Here is a 19,901-nt window from a genome sequence, read left to right on the forward strand (position 1 = left end):
ATTTGAATATACGTCTAGACGTCTATTTTAGTCGAAATCGAAATCGATAACACCCCCCAATACGAATTTAACTTCATAATTGTGCATTAGTTCAGATGTTTTTTTTATGTGCAGCATGCTTGTTTGTCGTGGTGACTAATTAATTTATTGACTCAAAACAAGTTATTGTCTTTATGTTGTGGCATTTGGTAGTTCACATTAGTGTTAATTGAACAATATTTTTAGCGTTTGGCATCATTGTGCAGTGAGATATAGGCTGATATTGAACAGCCGTGTCTATTTTGGCTATGGAGTGTCAATAATTCATTACTGTGGATGTGTAGCCTGGGACGCACAGTCTTTATTGAGAAAAATATCCATTTACAGCGTTGTATCGCATGAGTGGGAAGGGGAAGATGACGTAAATAACCCGAACTCGAGCTAATAACAGGTTTTCAAACAGCCCTTTGTCTCTTTCACTGTGTTGAATGAACTTACAGTAGGCTAGCGATTGACGCGTTCATTCGCTTTGTTAGCAAAACAAATGATAAGTTTGAAATAGTTGAACACTATTATTTTGATATTTAGGCATTTTGCTTCCATCTCTAATCCCGAGTTCTGGTTAAATAACGCTAAAATGGAATGGCTAGCGACTAAAGTGGTTGATTGAAAAGCAATCGGAAAAATTTTAATTTGCGTCCCACCGCCTAGTAGGGGAAAATGCTAATCCACAATTGCCGTTAGATCTCACAAACAAGCAGGAGAGAGCATGTCTTCTCGTAAAGTACTCGCTAATGCCATTCGCGCCCTAAGTATGGATGCGGTTCAAAAAGCTAACTCTGGTCACCCAGGCGCCCCAATGGGGATGGCTGATATCGCTGAAGTGCTATGGAACGATTTTCTAAAGCATAACCCGACTAACCCAAATTGGGCTGATCGCGATCGTTTCATTTTATCAAACGGTCACGGTTCAATGCTTATTTACTCTTTACTGCATTTATCGGGTTATGAATTACCTATTGAAGAGCTAAAGCAATTCCGTCAGCTACATTCTAAAACGCCAGGTCACCCAGAGTATGGTTATACGCCTGGTGTTGAAACGACTACCGGTCCTTTAGGTGCGGGTATCAGTAACGCTGTGGGTATGGCGATTGCTGAAAAAACCCTAGCTGCCCAGTTTAACCGTCCAGGCTTTGATATTGTTGACCACTACACTTATTGTTTCTTAGGTGACGGTTGTTTAATGGAAGGTATTTCTCACGAAGCCAGTTCATTAGCCGGTACATTAGGCCTAGGTAAGTTAGTGGCATTTTGGGATGACAACGGTATTTCTATCGATGGTCATGTTGAAGGTTGGTTCACTGACGACACACCAAAGCGTTTTGAATCATACGGCTGGCATGTGATTGCGGGTGTTGACGGTCATAACCCTGATGCTATCCGTGCTGCAATTGAAGAAGCTAAATCAGTAACTGATAAGCCATCTATGATTTGCTGCAAAACCATTATTGGTTTTGGTTCGCCAAATAAATCTGGCAGCCATGACTGTCACGGCGCGCCACTAGGTGATGCAGAAATTGCTGCAGCACGTGAATTCTTAAATTGGCCACATGCGCCGTTTGATATTCCATCTGATGTATATGCGGGTTGGGATGCTAAACAAAAAGGTGTGGCTAACGAAGCATTATGGAATGATAAGTTTGCTGCGTACCAGGCTGCGTTCCCAGAATTAGCTGCTGAATACGAACGCCGTGTATTAAATGGTGATTTACCCGCTGATTTTGAAGCCAAAGCACAAGCTTATATCCAAGAATGCCAAGATAAAGCGGAAGGCATTGCCAGCCGTAAAGCATCACAAAATGCCATTGGTTTCTTTGGTGCAATGTTACCAGAGTTATTAGGCGGCAGCGCCGACTTAGCGGGTTCAAACTTAACGCTTTGGTCTGGTTCAAAAGGCATTCAAGACGACCCAGCCGGTAACTACATTTATTACGGTGTACGTGAATTCGGTATGAGCGGTATTATGAACGGCGCATCATTACATGGTGGTTTTATCAACTACGGCGCAACGTTCATGATGTTTATGGAATATGCACGTAACGCAGTCCGTATGTCTGCATTAATGGGCATTCAAAACATTTTCGTTTATACCCATGACTCTATCGGTCAAGGTGAAGATGGTCCTACTCACCAACCGGTTGAGCAATTAGCTAACTTACGTTTAACACCTAATATGGCTGTATGGCGTCCATGTGATGCGGCTGAAACCGCAGTATCTTGGAAAGCCGCTATTGAGCGTCGTGATGCACCTACATCATTAATCTTTAGCCGTCAGGGTCTTAAAGCCCAAGCGCGTACCGCTGAGCAATTAGCTAACGTGGCGAAAGGGGGTTATGTACTGTCTGATTGTCAAGGCACTGCGGATGTGATTTTGATTGCGACCGGCAGTGAAGTGCAATTAGCTATGGATTCTGCGGCAGAGTTAACTAAGCTTGGTCAAAAAGTGCGTGTGGTTTCTATGCCATCAACCACTGAATTTGACAAGCAAGATGCAGCATATAAAGAATCAGTACTACCAAAAGCTGTCACCAAGCGTGTGGCAATTGAAGCAGCACATGCTGATTTTTGGTACAAGTACATTGGTTTTGACGGCGGCGTAGTGGGCATGACCACCTTTGGTGAATCAGCGCCAGGCGGTGACTTACTTAAGCATTTCGGCTTCACTGTTGATAATGTCGTAAAAACTGTCCAGTCTTTAGGATAATAGCGTGCCATTAAACACTTATCTATTAAGTGTTTAATCTGTATAATGACGACCTGCAATGCAATTGTAGGTCGTTTTTTTATGTCTGCAATTTCACGTAATTTGATAAAATAAATCAACCGCTTAATGGTCTGTTACTTATGCGTAACCTCATTAGTGTATTGATTCATTACTCTGGACCCTAAATGATTCGAGTTGCAATTAATGGTTATGGCCGGATTGGCCGCTCAATTCTTCGTGCATTGTACGAGTCTGGAAAACGTCAGCAAATTCAGATAGTGGCCATTAATGAGCTCGCCAAACCTGAAGCTATTTGTCATCTCACTCAATATGACACCACTCATGGTCGTTTTCAGCATGCCGTTAAACTCAATGGCGATAAGTTACTGATTGGCGACGACAGCATACAGTTACTCAATCAAGCGGATGCCAGTTTGTTGCCCTGGAGCGATCTTGATATTGATATAGTGTATGAAGCGACGGGCAGTTTAATCGACCGCCAGGCCTGTGAAGCACATATTCATGCCGGCGCTAAACAAGTATTGATTAGCCATCCATCGTCTGCCGATGTTGATGGCACTATTGTTTATGGGGTTAATCATGATTTATTGCGCCCTGAACACACCATTATCTCTAATGCATCATGTACAACAAACTGTATTGTGCCGGTTATCGATGTGTTAGACAGGCATTTTGAAGTCAAAAGTGGCGCTATTACTACTATTCATTCGGCCATGAATGATCAACAGGTGATTGATGCCTACCATGATGACTTGCGCCGAACTCGCGCTGCTGGCCAATCTATTATTCCTGTTGATACTAAATTAGCCCGTGGTATTGAACGTATTTTGCCGCACATGAAAGATAAGTTTGAAGCCATCTCAGTGCGGGTGCCGACCATTAATGTGACCGCAATCGATTTATCTGTCACATTGAAGAAAAAAGTCAATATTGAACAAATCAACAATGTGCTACAACGTGCGTCAAACGGCAGTTTTAATGGCATTTTAGGCTATACTGACGAGCCGTTGGTGTCGTGCGACTTTAACCACGATCCGCGCTCAAGTATTGTTGATGGTACCCAAACACGTGTTAGTGCCGGGCATTTAGTCAAATTGCTGCTATGGTGCGATAACGAATGGGGCTTCGCTAACCGCATGCTCGATACGAGTTTAGCGATGATCCAGGCCAAGCAAGTAGACCAATAAGGTCACATATTTTAGTAATGGGCACTAAGCCGGTTACTTGAGTGATGATCATTAAGTTTTGTACAACCTAGTGTTCATCTAACTCAATACAAGTTTTGTTTTTAACTTAAAAAGGAAATGCTAATTATGGCAATTATTAATATGACAGATTTAGATCTACAAAATAAGCGCGTGCTTATTCGTGAAGATTTAAATGTACCTGTCAGTGATGGCGTGGTGACCAGTGATGCGCGTTTACGTGCATCACTACCAACCATTCAACTAGCACTGAAAAAAGGCGCCGCCGTCATGGTGATGTCGCATTTAGGTCGCCCAACTGAAGGCGAGTTTAATGCAGAATATTCAATGCAGCCGGTAGTCGATTACTTAGCTAAAGCGCTAGATTGCCCGGTACGCTTAGTCAGTGATTATCTTGATGGCGTTGATGTGAATGTTGGCGAAGTTGTTGTTTTTGAAAACGTTCGTTTTAACGTAGGCGAAGGCAAAAACGATGAAGCTCTGTCTAAAAAAATGGCGGCTTTATGTGATGTTTATGTCATGGACGCCTTTGGTACCGCTCACCGTGCTCAAGCATCGACCCATGGTGTAGGTGTTTATGCCCCGGTGGCGTGTGCCGGTCCGTTATTAGCACAAGAATTAGATGCATTAGGCAAAGCTCTGGATAACCCCGCCCGCCCAATGGTAGCTATTGTTGGTGGCTCAAAAGTTTCAACTAAGTTAACGGTACTTGAAAGCCTGTCGACTAAAGTAGACCAGCTTGTTGTAGGTGGCGGTATTGCCAATACCTTTATTGCCGCTGCTGGTTATAAAGTCGGTAAGTCACTATATGAGGCAGACTTAGTTGAAGAAGCTAAGCGTCTTGTGGCAAATGCGAGAAGCCGTGGTGGCGATATTCCGGTACCAACAGATGTGGTTGTGGCCAGTGAGTTCAGCCCTACGGCCGCAGCAACGCTTAAATCAGTTGCAGATGTTACTGACGGCGATATGATTTTTGATATCGGTCCTGATAGTGCAGAAGCACTGGCAAAAATAATTGAACAAGCCGGTACGATAGTCTGGAATGGCCCAGTGGGCGTATTCGAGTTTGATCAATTTGGTGAAGGCACTAAACGCATTGCGCAAGCAATTGCCGAGTCAAAAGCATTTTCTATTGCAGGCGGTGGCGATACGCTAGCGGCAGTCGATAAATATAATATTGCTGACAAAGTGTCTTACATCTCCACTGGTGGTGGTGCTTTCCTTGAGTTTTTAGAAGGCAAAGAATTACCTGCAGTGGCTATGCTTGAAAAACGTGGCGCTTAGTCCACGAATAACTTATATTATAAATAAGATAATTATAAAAACACCCTGTTACGACCTAAAGGAATGAGGGCGTAATAGGGTTAAAAATCCGTCCAAACGATAGCGACCTAGGTGAGCAATCACCCTATTAATGGAGAACAAAATGGCTCTTATCTCTCTACGACAACTGCTTGATCATGCTGCTGAGCATGGTTATGGCGTCCCTGCATTTAACGTAAACAACCTTGAACAAATGCGTGCAATTATGCAAGCGGCTGAAGCAACAGATAGCCCTGTGATTGTGCAAGCATCTGCTGGTGCGCGTAAATATGCTCGCCCACAGTTTCTAAAATATCTTATGGCTGCTGCTCTTGAGCAATATCCAGACATTCCGGTTTGTATCCATCAAGACCACGGCACCGACCCTGATATTTGTCAGCGTTCAATTCAGTTAGGTATGTCATCTGTAATGATGGACGGCTCGTTAATGGCTGATGGTAAAACACCTGCATCTTATGAATACAACGTAGACGTTACTCGTCGTACAGTTGCCTTTGCACATGCGTGTGGTGTGTCTGTTGAAGGTGAAATTGGTTGTTTAGGCAGTTTAGAAACTGGCCAGGCAGGCGAAGAAGATGGCGTGGGCGCATCAGGTATTTTAAGCATGGATCAAATGCTTACAACACCAGAAGAAGCGGCACGTTTTGTTGCTGACACTCATGTAGATGCGTTAGCCATTGCAATTGGTACTAGCCATGGTGCTTATAAGTTTAGCCGTAAGCCTACCGGTGATGTGCTACGTATTGACCGTATTAAAGAAATTCATGCGCGTATCCCAAACACTCATTTGGTTATGCACGGTTCTTCATCTGTACCGCAAGAGTGGCTGCAAATCATTAACCAATACGGTGGTGAGATCCCAGAAACTTACGGTGTACCATTAGAAGAAATCGTCGAAGGCATTAAGCACGGTGTGCGTAAAGTGAACATCGATACCGATTTACGTTTAGCCTCAACAGGTGCTATCCGTAAGTTCTTAGCTGAACATCCTGCTGAATTTGATCCACGTAAATTCTTAAAAGCATCAATGGAAGCAATGGCAGACATTTGTACTACCCGTTACGAAGCGTTTGGTTGTGCAGGTATGGCGTCTAAAATTAAGCCTAAGTCTTTACAAGCTATGTATAAAGCGTATCAATCTGGTGAACTTGATCCAAAAATCATGTAAACCAAGTTAGCCGATATTGTTATTAAATGGCCCACTGAATCCAGCGGGCCATTTTTTTGTAAATAAATTACGAAAAATGTTGTTTTTTTAAACGTCATCACGCATGATTTGCGCCCTTAAAATGTCATGCTTTATTGATATAACCCTATCTAGATCGCAATTTCAATTTCACAGTAGAACACGTAATGCATTCCAATTCAGATAAGCCTTTATCATTATTTTCATTAACTTGGCCACTATTTGTGGATTTTGCGCTGCATTTTTTAACCGCAGCCATTAACACGTTTATGATTAGCCATGTGTCATATCAAGGTGTTGCCGCTTTATCGGTCGGTAATATGGTGTTTGAGCTGGCGATTACGTTATTTAGTTTCGTCAGTATTGGTGCGAGTGTGGTGATTACCCAATATTTAGGTTCACAAAATAAGGCCGCGGCCAGCGCGGTGGTGTACTCATCTATTGGGTTTAACTTTTTAGTGGGATTGGTTGCTGCCGTGGGTATTTTAACCGGCTCCACAATGATGTTGAATTTAATGAATCTGCCCGCAGAATTAATGGCCGATGGAGAATTGTACCTACAAATTGTTGGCTTGTGTCTTATTCCCGAAGCTATGGCAATGTGTTTAGCCGCAGGCATGCGTGCCCATGGATTTACTCAGCAAGCCATGTGGGTTACGTTGTCGATGAACGTGATTACTTTTGTGGGTAATTTATTGCTGCTTTACGGCTGGTTTGGCATACCGCAAATGGGCGTCGCTGGCGTTGCTATTAGTACGGTTGCAGGTCGACTCGTCGGCATGACTATTATGGCGGTGCTGTTTGTGCGCTACACCGGCATTAAATTACATATTCCAAGCATATTGCGCCCAGAAACAAAGATGCTCAAAAAAGTGTTCCATATTGGCTTACCCGCGGCGGGTGAAAACGTGTCATGGATGCTGCAATTTATGGTAGTCACATCATTTGTGGGGTTAATGGGCGATAAAGCGCTGGCAGCACAGTCGTTATATTTTCAAATTTGTATGTTCATTTTACTGTTTGGATTATCGATTGGTATCGGTAACGAAATTATTATCGGTCATATGGTGGGCGCTAAAAAGCTTAAAGCAGCGGAGCATCAAATGTATCGTGCATTAAAGCTGGGCTTAATAGTGACCACGATTGTGGCATTATTTGTAGCGATATGGGGCCCTAATCTTGTGGGCTTATTTACCGATGAAACCGACATCGCTTTACTCGTTGGCCAACTATTTATACTCACATTGGTGATGGAGCCAGGGCGAACATTCAATCTGATTGTGATTAATGCACTGCGTGCAAGTGGCGATGCTAAGTTCCCGTTCTTTATGGGCTTGTTTTCGATGTGGTGTATCGCAGTGCCCGGCGCATATGTGCTCGGCATTCATTATGAATTTGGTTTGTTAGGCATTTGGGCTGCTTTAGCGTTAGATGAATGGGTGAGAGGGTTGGCAATGTTATGGCGTTGGCGTAGCGGACGTTGGCAAACAAAAAGCTTAATCGCCTAAATATGTTTACCTCGCTTTAAATATTATTGAGTTAAGCTGATCGTTTCGTGCTCATGTTTCGTATTTTTATTAGGCTCATATCTTGGGTTCATGTAAGCAAGTTAATGTTGATTTTGGTCACAATTTTTTCAATCCAGTGGTGAAAGTGTTAATATGCGAACAAATTTGGACAAGATAGCCATCCAAACGTTTTTGTAAATCGTAATTAAAGGACGAAATGACATGAAGAAACTGCTACTCACTGCAGCAATTACACTGGCCATGCCATTTGCAGCACATGCTGGAAGTGAATTTGTTGAAGGCGATGCGACTCTTGCAGGCGAAGCTGAATTGGGCGCTACGTTAACCACTGGTAACACCGATACCTCTTCTTTTAAAGCGCGTTTAGCCTTAAAGCAAGAGTTAGGCAATTGGGAAAACCAATATGTTGCCGAAGGTTTATACAAGGAAGACACTGATGAAGTTACGGCTAAGCGCTACTTCTTTGGTGTACAGGGCGATTATCAAATTGACGATTTGAGCTACTTGTTTGCCAACACTAACTACGAAGTCGACCCTTTCACTGGTTACGACTTTACCTCTACAACCTCAGCCGGTTACGGTTATCGTTTTATTGACACCGATAGAATGTCATTAAAAGCAGAGGCGGGTCCTGGTTATATTTATCAGCAGCTTGATGATGAGCTCGCAGTTTCAGAAGGTTATGATAGTGATGACAGCGTGGTTGTTCACGCCGTGGTTGACTTTCAAACTAAGCTGGGTGAATCGTCTAAGTTTCAACAGAAATTTGTTGCTGACTGGGGTGAAAAATTAGATGCTCGCTCTGAAACATCACTCACGGCAAATATCGTGGGTGCATTAGCGATGAAATTTGCAGTGATTGTGCGTTACAACAGTGACCCACTTGATGGCAAAGAAAGCACAGATACTGAAACCAACATGACATTGCTTTACGCATTTTAATTCAATGTGTTAACGCTTAAAAAGCTGGCTTAGCCAGCTTTTTTTATGGCTTTTTTTGAGCAAAAAACTCAGCGTATTAGCGTTCGCTATATTTGTAATCATGCAATGATATCTGGCTCAAAAAATAACCATATTCGAGTCTAGGTTCACGGAACCGTCATTTTATCTGATGATTTAAGCCCTTTTTTCCATAAGGTTATTGCTTTAGGAGTATACTTTTTTTATCAGTAGCGACGCTGAGAAAGGACGATGCAAATAGGATGTTGTTGGTTTGATAGTGAGCGACGTTTGTTGGTTGATCAAGCAAAATCGACTCAGTGGCATTTAAACGATAATGAATATTGGGTATTAGCTCAATTAGTTCAGCATCGTGGTCAAGTCGTTCCTTTGGATATGCTAGAAGCTGTGGTGATTTCAGGTGAAATTGCCCACCAACTCAGCCATGCTGAACTTGTTAGCATTATCTACCACATCATTGATTATCTGTGTTCTAGCCACAGTAACCTCATCGAATATATCCCAGAGCAAGGGGTGATCTTATACCCCATGACGCAAGTCAAGCATCCTAAAATTCTTGATTTACCCACTCGATTGTTATCGTTGGGACAATATGGCGTGATTATTGGTGCGCTGTTAGTGTTACTGTTTTTTCTCTGGTCGCATATTACCCCACCCATGTTTGCCAAAGCTGATGTACTGCGACAGGTGATTACGCCACAGGGTAAAGTGATTCAATTGTCGGTCTTTGACGAGCAATCTTTGCAAGATGCTATTTTGCATGCCAATTGTTTATCTACGCAACTACGCTTATGCCACGATGTGCATTGGGATGCCATTAGTGCAGCCATGTCTACTGACCGTCATTATGTGAGCTTGTTGCTAACACAATCTAATAAAGCGGTTTGGCGCTTCAAAAACGTAAAAGTTAGGGTTGAAGATATGCATTCGCCGTTTATTACACAGCAGTGGCTACATAAGGTAGATATTTGTGGTTAAACGAACATTGTGGGCGCGTCGCTGGCGTAGAAGAAGTCGCCGTTTGGTGCAATCAACGCGAGGTAAGTTGGCGCTTGTTTTCAGCGTTATGTTACTCATCTTTGGTGGCGCTAGTGCCCTTGAACGCTGGGTTACGCCGCATCATCTTTGGCGTTTTACTTGTCATGCTCAGGGGTATTTATCTCATGCACAATCTCACGCTGCGCCTTCTGATGTCATGCTGCTTCTTGAGATTGATCATCAACAAGCCTCTTTGCATTATCAACTTGACTCAAATGCTGCGTTGCTTGAATTTGCGATATTTCAAGGTGAAGTGGCCCATGTAGACTTAGGTTCGCTGAGTTATCAGTTAGCGTTGGTAACAAAAGCGCTTCAATGGCAAGAAAATTCGAGCTTGCATCCCTATCTCATTAATGAGCTTTCTTTAAATGAGATAGGCTTACAACTGTTGGCAAGGTTACCGATTCAGGTGCAAATACTCAATGTCGATAGTGACCACTCCCGCGCCACATTAAAATTTATTCCGAGCAACAATTTATGGTCTTGTCAGGTTGTGTCTGCAGATCTGCATCACTAACATTGAATAAATTGCCTTTTAGGTTACTATCCATAACATAGGGAATAATTCAAACGGTAAGTAATCAAAAGCTGTGGCAAAAGTTAAAGTAAAACAAGAAGAAGCATTATCAATCAAATTTAGTCATCAAATGGCACCAGGGGATCAGCGTACCTTTGATTTGTACTTCTATTTGCCGACTGAAATGGGAATTGGCTCGCACACTCTAGACGAGGAGGAATACTATCACAGTGGTATTCTTGGGCGTCGCTCCTATTACTCTAAGGGCTTGCACCTACCGCTGGTTCAATCGCGTTTTATCAGTTTAAATAAGCGCACCTTAGAGGAATTTCGTTTATACCTTAATTTATTTGCTTATCAATTTGCGGTCGCCATTGAAACCGACGGCAAAGAGCTGCGGCAAAAAAGTGATGCCAGTGAATTTTATATGGCACTCGATGAGCTGTGTGATGTGGTTATTCAGCTTCTTAAAAAGTTTCGTCGAAATGAGCCTAGCGATCCAAAGTGGAAATCGTATTTTGAACATGCCGATAACTATCTTTCATGGTTTTGTGAACAACAATTACTGAAAACGTTAGCCTATTCACCGCGCAGCTCAGATTTTAGCGAAGTAAAAGAGAAAGTACTGAGTTTATGTCGTAGTGAAAATCACTACCGTGAAATGGTGTGTAAATACAATTCGATGCAAACCCAGCAAGATGCCAATCGGATTTCAAACAAAATGCTGTTGCTGCGCCGCTTGATCCAACAAGGCGTGGTATTAAAAGAAGAGTTAAAGCCACTTGGCGTTGGGCTTAAGAAGTTTGTTACAGGCCTTGCAACTGGGTTAGTGATGTTGGTGGTTTCGGCGTTAATTATTAAAGCTCAGGGTTTTTTTAATGGTTTAACCTTAACATTATTACTGACGCTTGCGGTTATTTATGGTTTCAGGGAAATCTTTAAAGAAGACTTTCGTAATGCGATGTGGCGCTTTATACAACGAGGGCGCCCGCGTTGGAGCCGTATTTTACGTGATACCACCACCCAGGCGATTGTCGCTAAGCAGTTAGTCTGGCTTGAATTTATGCGTTCGCAAGATATTCCTGACACAGTGTCTGAAATTATGAAGCAGCGCCATAGCCAAAACAAAGTCGACTCTACTGTGTTGCATTATCGTATTGCCACTAAAGTGGCCAATAAACCGTTTGAGGCGGGGTATTCGCAAATCCAAGAACAGGTTAACTTTAGCCTGGTGCCATTTGCGCGTCATTTAGAACGTGGTAAAGCCAAAATTTATAAAGAGTCAGATGGCAATATCAGTAATGAATCCGTTGAGCGTCGTTACCAGGTTAACCTGGTTGCGGTGTTACGCGATGGCAAGCAACAGCCTGAATATGCGCGTTTTAAAGTCACGATGAATCGTTCAAGTATTGTCGAAATTACCGAAAGCAAACTGCCTGATAATATTCAACCCTTCACACTGGAGTCAGAAAGCAGCTTAAATGAAGACACCCAGGTTGTAGACCATCATCAAGTAGAGCCTTAACTGGCCCAGATCTATGTACAGCTCTAGTCTGGGCCAGCTATTCGCTAATTGAGATAGTCAATATGAGCTGGGCGGGTAAATGCCATGCAAATATTTTGGTCAACTGACTGCTTAGCGCGTTTGAGTGCAATTTCAGCATTGGCTAGATATTGCTCTAGCGTTTGTGGTGACACGTAACCTGCAATACCCATGTTGATGCCTTCAGATAGGTTATTTTCAGTTAAGCAGTGCATGACATTGAGCGCGTATTGATAGGCGCTATTTGCATCAGTGTCGGGCAATAAAATCACCAATTTACCCAGTTGCCATTGCGATATTTGATAATTGAGTGGCAGTTCGATGAGTAATTGTAACTCAATGTCTTTCTGGCGTTTTTCTAATTGGCTCATATTACCCATGTGGCTGAAAATACCTTCTGGATTAATATCCATCACCATTAAACTCGATTGCACTTTGGTTTGTTCACTGAGGTTATTAAAGTGGTGCTCAAGTTCATTAAGGCGCAGCACAATCGCACTGCGATGACCAAATACGTTACTGCTATTATTGACTGCAACTGTTGGCACTGTTTCTTCGAATGTACAAATTAGATATTCAATCTCCCCGTCGTAAGCTAACTGACCGGCTAAAGTGGTTTTGAGACATTGGCTATAGCGGCTTTGGGTAAAAGGCATGATTTGCGCAGTCCATTCACCTTGTAAGCTGATTTGCGCACAAATGTTTTGCCATTCGCTGTTGAGTTCCTCGCCCAGTAATTCAGTGATGGCAATATTGGTTTCTCCATTTAATGCCATTAAATGATCAAATTTGCTGTTGCACTTTATCAGCTTGCCATTGGCATCGGTGAGCGCTGTTGCCACTGCACTGTCACTGAGTAATTGATACAAGTAAGCCTGGCGCTGGCTGTCGTAAAGAATGGTGATGTCGTCAAATGTAACCAGCCAATAATGTTCTTTACTGTGTGGGCAAACTTCACTGCGTATATGGGTTTGTAACGTGCTGTTATTGACGTTTTGTATGCTGATCTCACCACGCCATTGTTGGTGATGTGCTAAGGCTTCTTTTATTTGCTTAACGCGTTCATCATCGAGGTGAAGCACCCGTTGAAAGCTGCGATCGATTAAGGTTTCAATTGATAAGCCGAGTGCTTTTGACGCTTTAGGGTTAGCGCTGCCTATACGGCCATTATCATTCACAATTAGGCAGCTTATCTCGCTGTTAAATAAACCATGGCTAAGTTGTAAACTGTTGTGTTTTGCGCGGCGCTCCAGTACGAATAAGTGACGTAATACAATTAATGCCGATGCCAATAACGCGATGAGTACCCCAGCAATAAGAATCACCATTCGCCACTCAAGGTAGCGCGCTGCAATATCATCATGGCGAATATAAGACAGTAAAAAATACTCTCTTTTGGTTTCATATTGGCTCGTGAGTTCAACCTTTAAATACACAAAAGTCGCATTTGCACTATAGAATTGGCCAAAGTTATTCATGGCCATGTCTTTCCATAAATCAGGGTAAGTTTGTTTTAAACTCGAGCCTAAATTGTCGGGCATATTCGAGAGCGGCTCTGGTTGATTGGCGCCCGCGTATAGAAAACCTTGAGTGTCGAGCAGAAGTAAGGGCGAGTTATGATTAAAAAATGCCGGCTTGATTGACTCAAGTAATTTGGTTATTGAGTTGTAGGTAACTAAATAGCCTTTAACACTTTGATCGGGATTTTCTATCCAAGACAGTTGGTAAAAGTAAGGTTCAAGTATGCCGTCAATTGGCGTAAATGACATTGGCGATGTATAAATATCACTGCCACCCATATTACGTCCAGAGCCCAGTAATGCGGCAGGGATCTGCATATTGTCGAAGCTATCCGTGGTCGAAAAACGTAATTTCCCTTCAGGGGAAAATAAGGCCAGGCCTAATAGTTCTGGTATGTTTTGCGTCAACGAGTCCCAGCTTTCGGTGACTTTTTGTTGCTGGGTTTTGGATGGATTTTGTAAGTATTGGCGCAGTAATTCGGCTTTGGCAAATGTTTGGGTTCTAAATTGCAAAAATGCAGCTTTGTCTGATGCCAATGATGCGACAGTTTGCAACTCGCTGTAGCGTTGATCTGCCCAGTCTTCTTGCAAGCGACGTTCGCCAAGATTAACGACCATATGCGTGGCAATAAACACTGCGATTAACAGTATAAGTAATTGGCTTAACAGAGACAGAATATGCTGTTGAGACCAGCGTGCTGCTTGTGATGAAATTAATAACGAGTTAGGAGAACTCACTGCTGTACGTTTAAACATTGCGCCACTTTTTTAGCATTTACTGAATGGCAATACTAGCATGAAGCCTGCGTAGGCAAAACGTCTAGGTGTGGATAATTACTTAACCTGAGTTCAGGTTATTTATCCCTGGTTAACCCAGTTTATCTAATTCTCGTTGCTTAAATATAGCCCCATGTTGTTCAGCAATGGCGCGGCAGCGTGCCATGTCGACATTAGCTAAGCCGTTAATAGCACTCACTTGAACGTCTGGGATAAACTGCGGAGCTTGTTGAATAAATTCAAGCAGTGCTTGATAAGACCCCGCAAGCTTTGGCCGACAATGTTGCTCATAGCTTTGCTCTGTATCAGCATTGAGCGAAATTGATAAGCTGTCAACGCATTGGCTCAGGTCAGGCAAAATATTACGTCGATGAAAGTGATTACCTAATCCGTCGGTGTTTAATCTCACGCGGCCGCCTTGTGCCTTAATGGCGTGAGCTACCTGCAATAAACATTCTAGGTTCAGTGTCGGCTCACCAAAACCACAAAACACATATTCATCAACTTTTTTTACATCCCCAAGCAATGGAATAATATCGTCTGCAGTGATCCGTTTACTTAATGACAAATCATATTCATGAATTTGTTTAGATCCATTGTGTTTAGGGCAAAACTGGCATCGCAAGGTACATCTGGCGGTGATATTAAGATAACGGTGGTTGCCGATATCATAAACTAAGGTAGCAGCAGTGGTCATAATGGTTAACATGACAAGAATAACATCGCAGTATTGTAACTAACTCTATGCCGAGGCTTTGTTGCTTGGCTCGCACTTATGCCAATCTGTTACGATTTAATGTTGATATAAAAAGAGCGAATGTGATGACATTCGCTCTTTTTGTAGCCTAAATTTAGCGCAGGCTCTATTAACTTAACTGGGGGCGCTGCTTAAGGTTGCTCATCAAGACCGAGTGGCTCAGTAGGCGCTTTAGGTTGCCACCACCAATTAAAAAAGCGTCGCCATGTGCGTTTTATGTCATCAAGAATGATGTACAAAATCGGCACGAGAATTAATGTCACTAACGTTGAAAATAAAATACCAAACGCTAATGAGGTCGCCATTGGGATGACAATTTTAGCCTGTAAGCTCTTTTCCATAATAATCGGCACTAAGCCGACAAAGGTGGTTAGCGAGGTTAAAATAATCGCCCTAAAGCGATAACACCCTGAGTCGATAGCCGATTGTAATAACGACTTACCTTCTTCTCGTGCGCGGTTAACAAAGTCGACTAAAATTAACGAGTCGTTTACCACCACCCCAGCCAGCGCCACAATGCCGCATAAACTCAATACGCTCATTGATAACCCCAGCATGAAATGACCGAACAAGGCGCCAATCATGCCAAATGGGATCACCGACATAATGATCAACGGTTGAGTGTATGACTTAAGCGGAATGGCCATTAGGGCGTAAATAGTAAACATGGCAAAGAAGAACCCCTGAGCCAAGCCTAACATGGCATTTTGCTCATCCAGGCTGCCGCCATCTAATGCCGAAGCCACTTTAGGAAAGCGAGCGGTGAGTTCAGGTAAAAAATCTTCCTGAATTTCAGCGACCACTTTTGAAGGTTCAACGTTATTTTTATTTACGTTAGCCGTAATAGTGATCGCGCGGCGACCATCAACACGGGTAATTGATGCGTATGACTCTCCTAACTCAATCTCGGCCACGGTTGAAAACGGTACCGCAGCGCCTGATGGGGTGCGGATCAGCATGTTTTCAAGATCGCCAACAGTACGGCGCTGCTCTAATGGGTAGCGCACCATGACTTTCACTTCTTCTTTATTGCGTAAAATACGTTGTGCTTCATAGCCATAAAAACCGTAACGTACCTGGCGCGCTAAGTCTGACAGTGTCAGCCCCTGGGCTTCAGCTTCTGGGCGGATATTTAAACGTATTTCATGTGAGCCTGAAGAGAAGTTATCGGTAATGTCGTACACGCCTTCATAGGTGGCGAGTTTCTCTTTTAGCACGTTGGCGGCGATTGATAATTGTTCTAAATCGCTCGAGGTGAGTCGGAATGATAAATCGCCGCCGGCATCGTTGGTGCTGGCGTTGATGTTGAGCTTTTTAACCGACAGTAATTCTGGTAACTGTTTACGCCACTCTTCTGCTATTTCAACGCCGTCGACTTCGCGATCTTCCGCTTTGGTGAGCTCAGTAAACACAAAGGCACTACTGCGCGAGCTAAGCTCGATATAGCTGTGTTTCACCATGGCGTAGCCGTATTCATCTTCAAGTTTGGCGTTCATCTTGTATAACGCATCTTCAACCTGTTGCAGCACTTTTAGGGTATTTTGCTCTGAGCTGCCTTCTTCCATTTCAAGTTGTACTTGAATAAAGTCAGATGGAATATCTGGGAAGAATACCCAACGAACCTTGCCGCTTTGCACAAGGGCTATCGACAAAATAAGTACGCCAATAAACACCGCAACTACACTGTAACGGCGCCCAATACAGCGCTCTAAAAAGTGACGATAAGTGTGATGAATAAAATGTTGTAGCCATTCGTTGATGGCAAATTTAATGCGTGAAAATACATTCGTTGGTGTTTTGCGTTTGTTGATTTTCATGTGGGCTAAATGTGCCGGTAAAATCAGTTTTGATTCAACCAATGAAAATGCCAGGCATAAAATCACCACCATGCCGATGGATTTCCAAATGATGCCCATCGGTCCTGACACCATGATCATAGGGATAAACGCTGCAATGGTGGTCAATACCCCAAACGTGGCGGGCATGGCTACTTTTTGTACCCCTTTAACGACATTATCCAACGAGTGGCCGTTTTCTTCTAACTCGGTGTAGGCACTTTCGCCGATCACAATGGCATCGTCGACAACTATTCCCAGCACCAGAATAAAGGCAAACAATGTCAGCATGTTAATCGACATATTAAAAGGATCTAGCGGCATTAATAACATGGTGCCTAAAAAACACACAGGTAAGCCCATCATGACCCAAAAGGCCAGCTTAAGATCTAAAAATAAGGCTAAAATAATGAACACCAACAAGGCGCCATAAAACATGTTCGACAACATCATGTTTAATCGGCCTTGCAAGTAGTGGGTTAAATCTCCCCAGGTGTCTAATTCAATATTATTGGGTAAGGTTTTTTTACGTTCGGCGACATACGCTTTGACTTGTGACGAAATATCTAATGCATTTTGATCATCAATACTGGTAATTTCAATCACCGCTGCCGGTTTACCGTTAAAGCGGGTGTACTCTAAACGCTCTTCAAAGTCGTCATTAATGGTGGCAACTTGTGGCAACATTATGCGGCTACCGTCAGCACGCGTTGCAACAACGATTTGGGCAAAGTCATCTGCGGTATAAGCCTGACCTTTAGTGCGCAATAAAATATCGCCATCCTCTGCGCGGATTGAACCACCGGGTAAGTCGATAGACGAGTTTTGAACCGCTAAAGCCACTTGGGTAAAGGTAATGCCGTACTCGCGCAGTTTATCTTCTGACAGTTCAATACCGATTTCGTAGTCACGTACACCCGTCACTTTAGCGCGGGTTACCGCAGGTAAATCGGTAATGTCATCACGAATTGCTTTGGCCATTTCTTTCATGTCATGCAGCGTCATGTCACCATAGACCGACACCCAAATGACATTATTTTCAGGCTTTATTTGGTAAATATTAGGTTTTTCAATGTTGTCGGGGAAGGTGGCAATGGCATCGACCCGAAGTTTCGCTTCATCAAGCACTTGTTGTACATCGTAACCATCTTCAACTTCAATGGTCACTGAACCAACGCTGTCACTGGCGACTGATGTGACTTTTTTAATGCCACTAATATCTTGAATCGCTTCTTCGATTTTTATGTTAATCCCTTCTTCAATTTCTTGTGGCGCAGCACCAGGGTAGGCCACATTGATATTGATGAGATTAAGCTCAAATGTTGGAAACACTTCTTTATTAATAATCAATGCACTAAATAAACCGCCTATGAGTAACGCGGCCATCAATAAATTAGCCGCCACACTATTGCGGGCAAACCAGGCAATAATTCCTTTATTGGTATCCATGATTATTCACCTGCCGTTGTAGCAGTTTCAGTCTCAGTGTTAGCAGCAGGCTTTGCTGATTCTTCACCAAGCACTTTTACGCTTTGACCAGCATTAAGGCTGTTAATGCTGGTGGTCGATACTCGCTCTCCGGCGGTAAAGCTACCCTTGATATACAGGGTATCAACATCTGAGCGGATAATATTCACTTGGCGCATATCGATAATATTGTCTTTGTTCACGACAGCCGCTTGGCCATTACGAATCACATGGCGTGGTAGCTTTACCACATCGTCAACTGATTTTCCGGTGATGATGGCATTCACAAAGCTGCCGTATTTAAGCGGTAATTGGCCGGTTTTTTTGCTGTTACGCAGGTAAGGGTCATGAATTTCGGCAACGAGGTATACCATACGGGTTTGCTCGTCAATAACGTTTTCGCTGCGCACAATATTGCCTTGCCAGGTCACTTGTTTACCAGCTAGCAAGGCGGTGAGAGTAACAGCGGTTTCTGGATTGTCGACAGACTCTAAATAAGCAAGATCTTCGTTTGTGAGTGGCAGACGGATTTCAGCAATACTGGTATCGTAAAGTTCGCCTAGGTTAGTGCCCAGTGTAACGTATTGGCCTAAGTCGACATTGCGTGCTTTGATGATGCCGTCAAAGGGTGCACGGATCACGGTACGCTCTAAGTTGCGTTGGGCGCGTGCTAATGCAGCTTGAGCATATTTGACGTTTGCCTGTTCTTTTTTCAATTGTGGGATCCGCAATCCAAGCTCTGGTGGCAGACCATTACCAAAATCTTTAAATTCAACTTTAGCGACTTCACCTCGCGCTTTTTCCTCGTTTAGCGCCGCAGTTGCTTGCGCTACCGAAGCTTCTGCTTGAATGAGGTCTGCTTCATAATCTGATGGCTCAATAATGGCCAGTTGTTCGCCTTTTTTAACAACGCCGCCGGCAACAAAATTAGCAGACACGGTCAGTAGACGACCTTGAACCTCGGTGACTAATTGAGTTTTATATTTGGGGTTCACGACGCCATAGGAAGGTAAGTTAAGTGATAAGGTTTGAGGCGTGACACTTTGCACGTCAATGATGGGTACAGTGATGGGTGTATCTTTTTGTTCTGGCGCTTCTTTGGTACTCAATAGCACCATAGCGCCGGCGACAAATACCCCAATAATTAATAATGGTGACAATCTTCTTAGTATGATTTTTATCATTTCTTTTGCTTATCCATGCTGAAATAATGCTGAAGACAGTTAACTACGTTGGCTAACGTGTTCATTCAGATTCATTTTATTACTCATAGCACCTAAATTAACAGAGTCTCAGGTTTATCTAAATAGTTTGATGTAAATAAAATGTTTCAAAGTTTGGTTTTTTACTGATTTTGGGGTTTACCTTGCCAAAAGTGACTTTCTGGAGGGAGGGCGCTGTTTGGTTTAGCGGTTTTATATGATGTTATATATTAATAATCAGAAGGTTATGCCTACATCTCTACTTGAGTGTTTTTTGT

13 protein-coding genes are annotated in these 19,901 nt (G+C 43.1%); 9 read left to right on the top strand and 4 right to left on the bottom strand.

The window, feature by feature from the left end; all coding sequences use genetic code 11:
* The first annotated feature begins 748 nt into the window (after positions 1-748).
* From tkt to GQA99_RS08855, 9 genes are all read left to right on the top strand, one after another.
* Positions 749-2,743, top strand: coding sequence for a transketolase (gene tkt, locus GQA99_RS08815; protein WP_160053525.1), 1,995 nt, complete (start codon positions 749-751; stop codon positions 2,741-2,743).
* 185 nt (positions 2,744-2,928) lie between these two features.
* Entirely contained in the window at positions 2,929-3,951 is a 1,023-nt protein-coding gene (epd, locus tag GQA99_RS08820; protein WP_160053526.1) for an erythrose-4-phosphate dehydrogenase, read from the top strand.
* 126 nt (positions 3,952-4,077) lie between these two features.
* Entirely contained in the window at positions 4,078-5,253 is a 1,176-nt protein-coding gene (locus GQA99_RS08825; RefSeq protein WP_160053527.1) for a phosphoglycerate kinase, read from the top strand.
* A 142-nt stretch (positions 5,254-5,395) separates the two neighbouring features.
* Positions 5,396-6,460, top strand: a complete 1,065-nt coding sequence (fba, locus tag GQA99_RS08830; RefSeq protein WP_160053528.1) for a class II fructose-bisphosphate aldolase — start codon at positions 5,396-5,398, stop codon at positions 6,458-6,460.
* Positions 6,461-6,645: 185 nt separating this feature from the next.
* Complete coding sequence (locus tag GQA99_RS08835; RefSeq protein ID WP_160053529.1) at positions 6,646-7,986, top strand: MATE family efflux transporter; 1,341 nt, start codon at positions 6,646-6,648, stop codon at positions 7,984-7,986.
* A gap of 222 nt (positions 7,987-8,208) precedes the next feature.
* A complete protein-coding gene (locus GQA99_RS08840) occupies positions 8,209-8,949 on the top strand; it encodes a DUF481 domain-containing protein (RefSeq protein ID WP_160053530.1) in 741 nt (246 codons plus the stop codon).
* A gap of 288 nt (positions 8,950-9,237) precedes the next feature.
* Positions 9,238-9,945 carry a hypothetical protein gene (locus GQA99_RS08845; protein WP_189386223.1) on the top strand — a complete coding sequence of 236 codons (708 nt, stop codon included), beginning with the start codon at positions 9,238-9,240 and terminating at the stop codon, positions 9,943-9,945.
* A complete protein-coding gene (locus GQA99_RS08850; protein WP_160053532.1) occupies positions 9,938-10,522 on the top strand; it encodes a hypothetical protein in 585 nt (194 codons plus the stop codon). Before GQA99_RS08845 ends, GQA99_RS08850 begins: the two co-directional genes overlap by 8 nt.
* Positions 10,523-10,595: 73 nt before the next feature.
* Entirely contained in the window at positions 10,596-12,047 is a 1,452-nt protein-coding gene (locus GQA99_RS08855) for a hypothetical protein (protein ID WP_160053533.1), read from the top strand.
* Between the two features lie 44 nt (positions 12,048-12,091).
* Here GQA99_RS08855 and GQA99_RS08860 read toward each other — a convergent pair whose 3' ends face one another.
* The 4 genes from GQA99_RS08860 to GQA99_RS08875 form a co-directional block, all read right to left on the bottom strand.
* Complete coding sequence (locus tag GQA99_RS08860; protein ID WP_160053534.1) at positions 12,092-14,341, bottom strand: PAS domain-containing protein; 2,250 nt, start codon at positions 14,339-14,341, stop codon at positions 12,092-12,094.
* A gap of 112 nt (positions 14,342-14,453) precedes the next feature.
* Positions 14,454-15,059, bottom strand: coding sequence for a TatD family nuclease-associated radical SAM protein (locus GQA99_RS08865; RefSeq protein WP_160053535.1), 606 nt, complete (start codon positions 15,057-15,059; stop codon positions 14,454-14,456).
* A gap of 191 nt (positions 15,060-15,250) precedes the next feature.
* Positions 15,251-18,403 carry an efflux RND transporter permease subunit gene (locus tag GQA99_RS08870; protein WP_160053536.1) on the bottom strand — a complete coding sequence of 1,051 codons (3,153 nt, stop codon included), beginning with the start codon at positions 18,401-18,403 and terminating at the stop codon, positions 15,251-15,253.
* Positions 18,404-18,405: 2 nt separating this feature from the next.
* Complete coding sequence (locus GQA99_RS08875) at positions 18,406-19,605, bottom strand: efflux RND transporter periplasmic adaptor subunit (RefSeq protein WP_160053537.1); 1,200 nt, start codon at positions 19,603-19,605, stop codon at positions 18,406-18,408.
* Positions 19,606-19,901 lie beyond the last annotated feature (296 nt).

The organism is Shewanella litoralis, assembly GCF_009828585.1.
Classification (GTDB): domain Bacteria; phylum Pseudomonadota; class Gammaproteobacteria; order Enterobacterales; family Shewanellaceae; genus Shewanella; species Shewanella litoralis.

Coding starts and splice junctions, on each gene's coding strand:
- tkt (WP_160053525.1), top strand. CDS start 749: ATGTCTTCTCGTAAAGTACTCGCTAATGCCATTCGCGCCCTAAGTATG.
- epd (WP_160053526.1), top strand. CDS start 2,929: ATGATTCGAGTTGCAATTAATGGTTATGGCCGGATTGGCCGCTCAATT.
- GQA99_RS08825 (WP_160053527.1), top strand. CDS start 4,078: ATGGCAATTATTAATATGACAGATTTAGATCTACAAAATAAGCGCGTG.
- fba (WP_160053528.1), top strand. CDS start 5,396: ATGGCTCTTATCTCTCTACGACAACTGCTTGATCATGCTGCTGAGCAT.
- GQA99_RS08835 (WP_160053529.1), top strand. CDS start 6,646: ATGCATTCCAATTCAGATAAGCCTTTATCATTATTTTCATTAACTTGG.
- GQA99_RS08840 (WP_160053530.1), top strand. CDS start 8,209: ATGAAGAAACTGCTACTCACTGCAGCAATTACACTGGCCATGCCATTT.
- GQA99_RS08860 (WP_160053534.1), bottom strand. CDS start 14,341: ATGTTTAAACGTACAGCAGTGAGTTCTCCTAACTCGTTATTAATTTCA.
- GQA99_RS08865 (WP_160053535.1), bottom strand. CDS start 15,059: ATGACCACTGCTGCTACCTTAGTTTATGATATCGGCAACCACCGTTAT.
- GQA99_RS08870 (WP_160053536.1), bottom strand. CDS start 18,403: ATGGATACCAATAAAGGAATTATTGCCTGGTTTGCCCGCAATAGTGTG.
- GQA99_RS08875 (WP_160053537.1), bottom strand. CDS start 19,605: ATGATAAAAATCATACTAAGAAGATTGTCACCATTATTAATTATTGGG.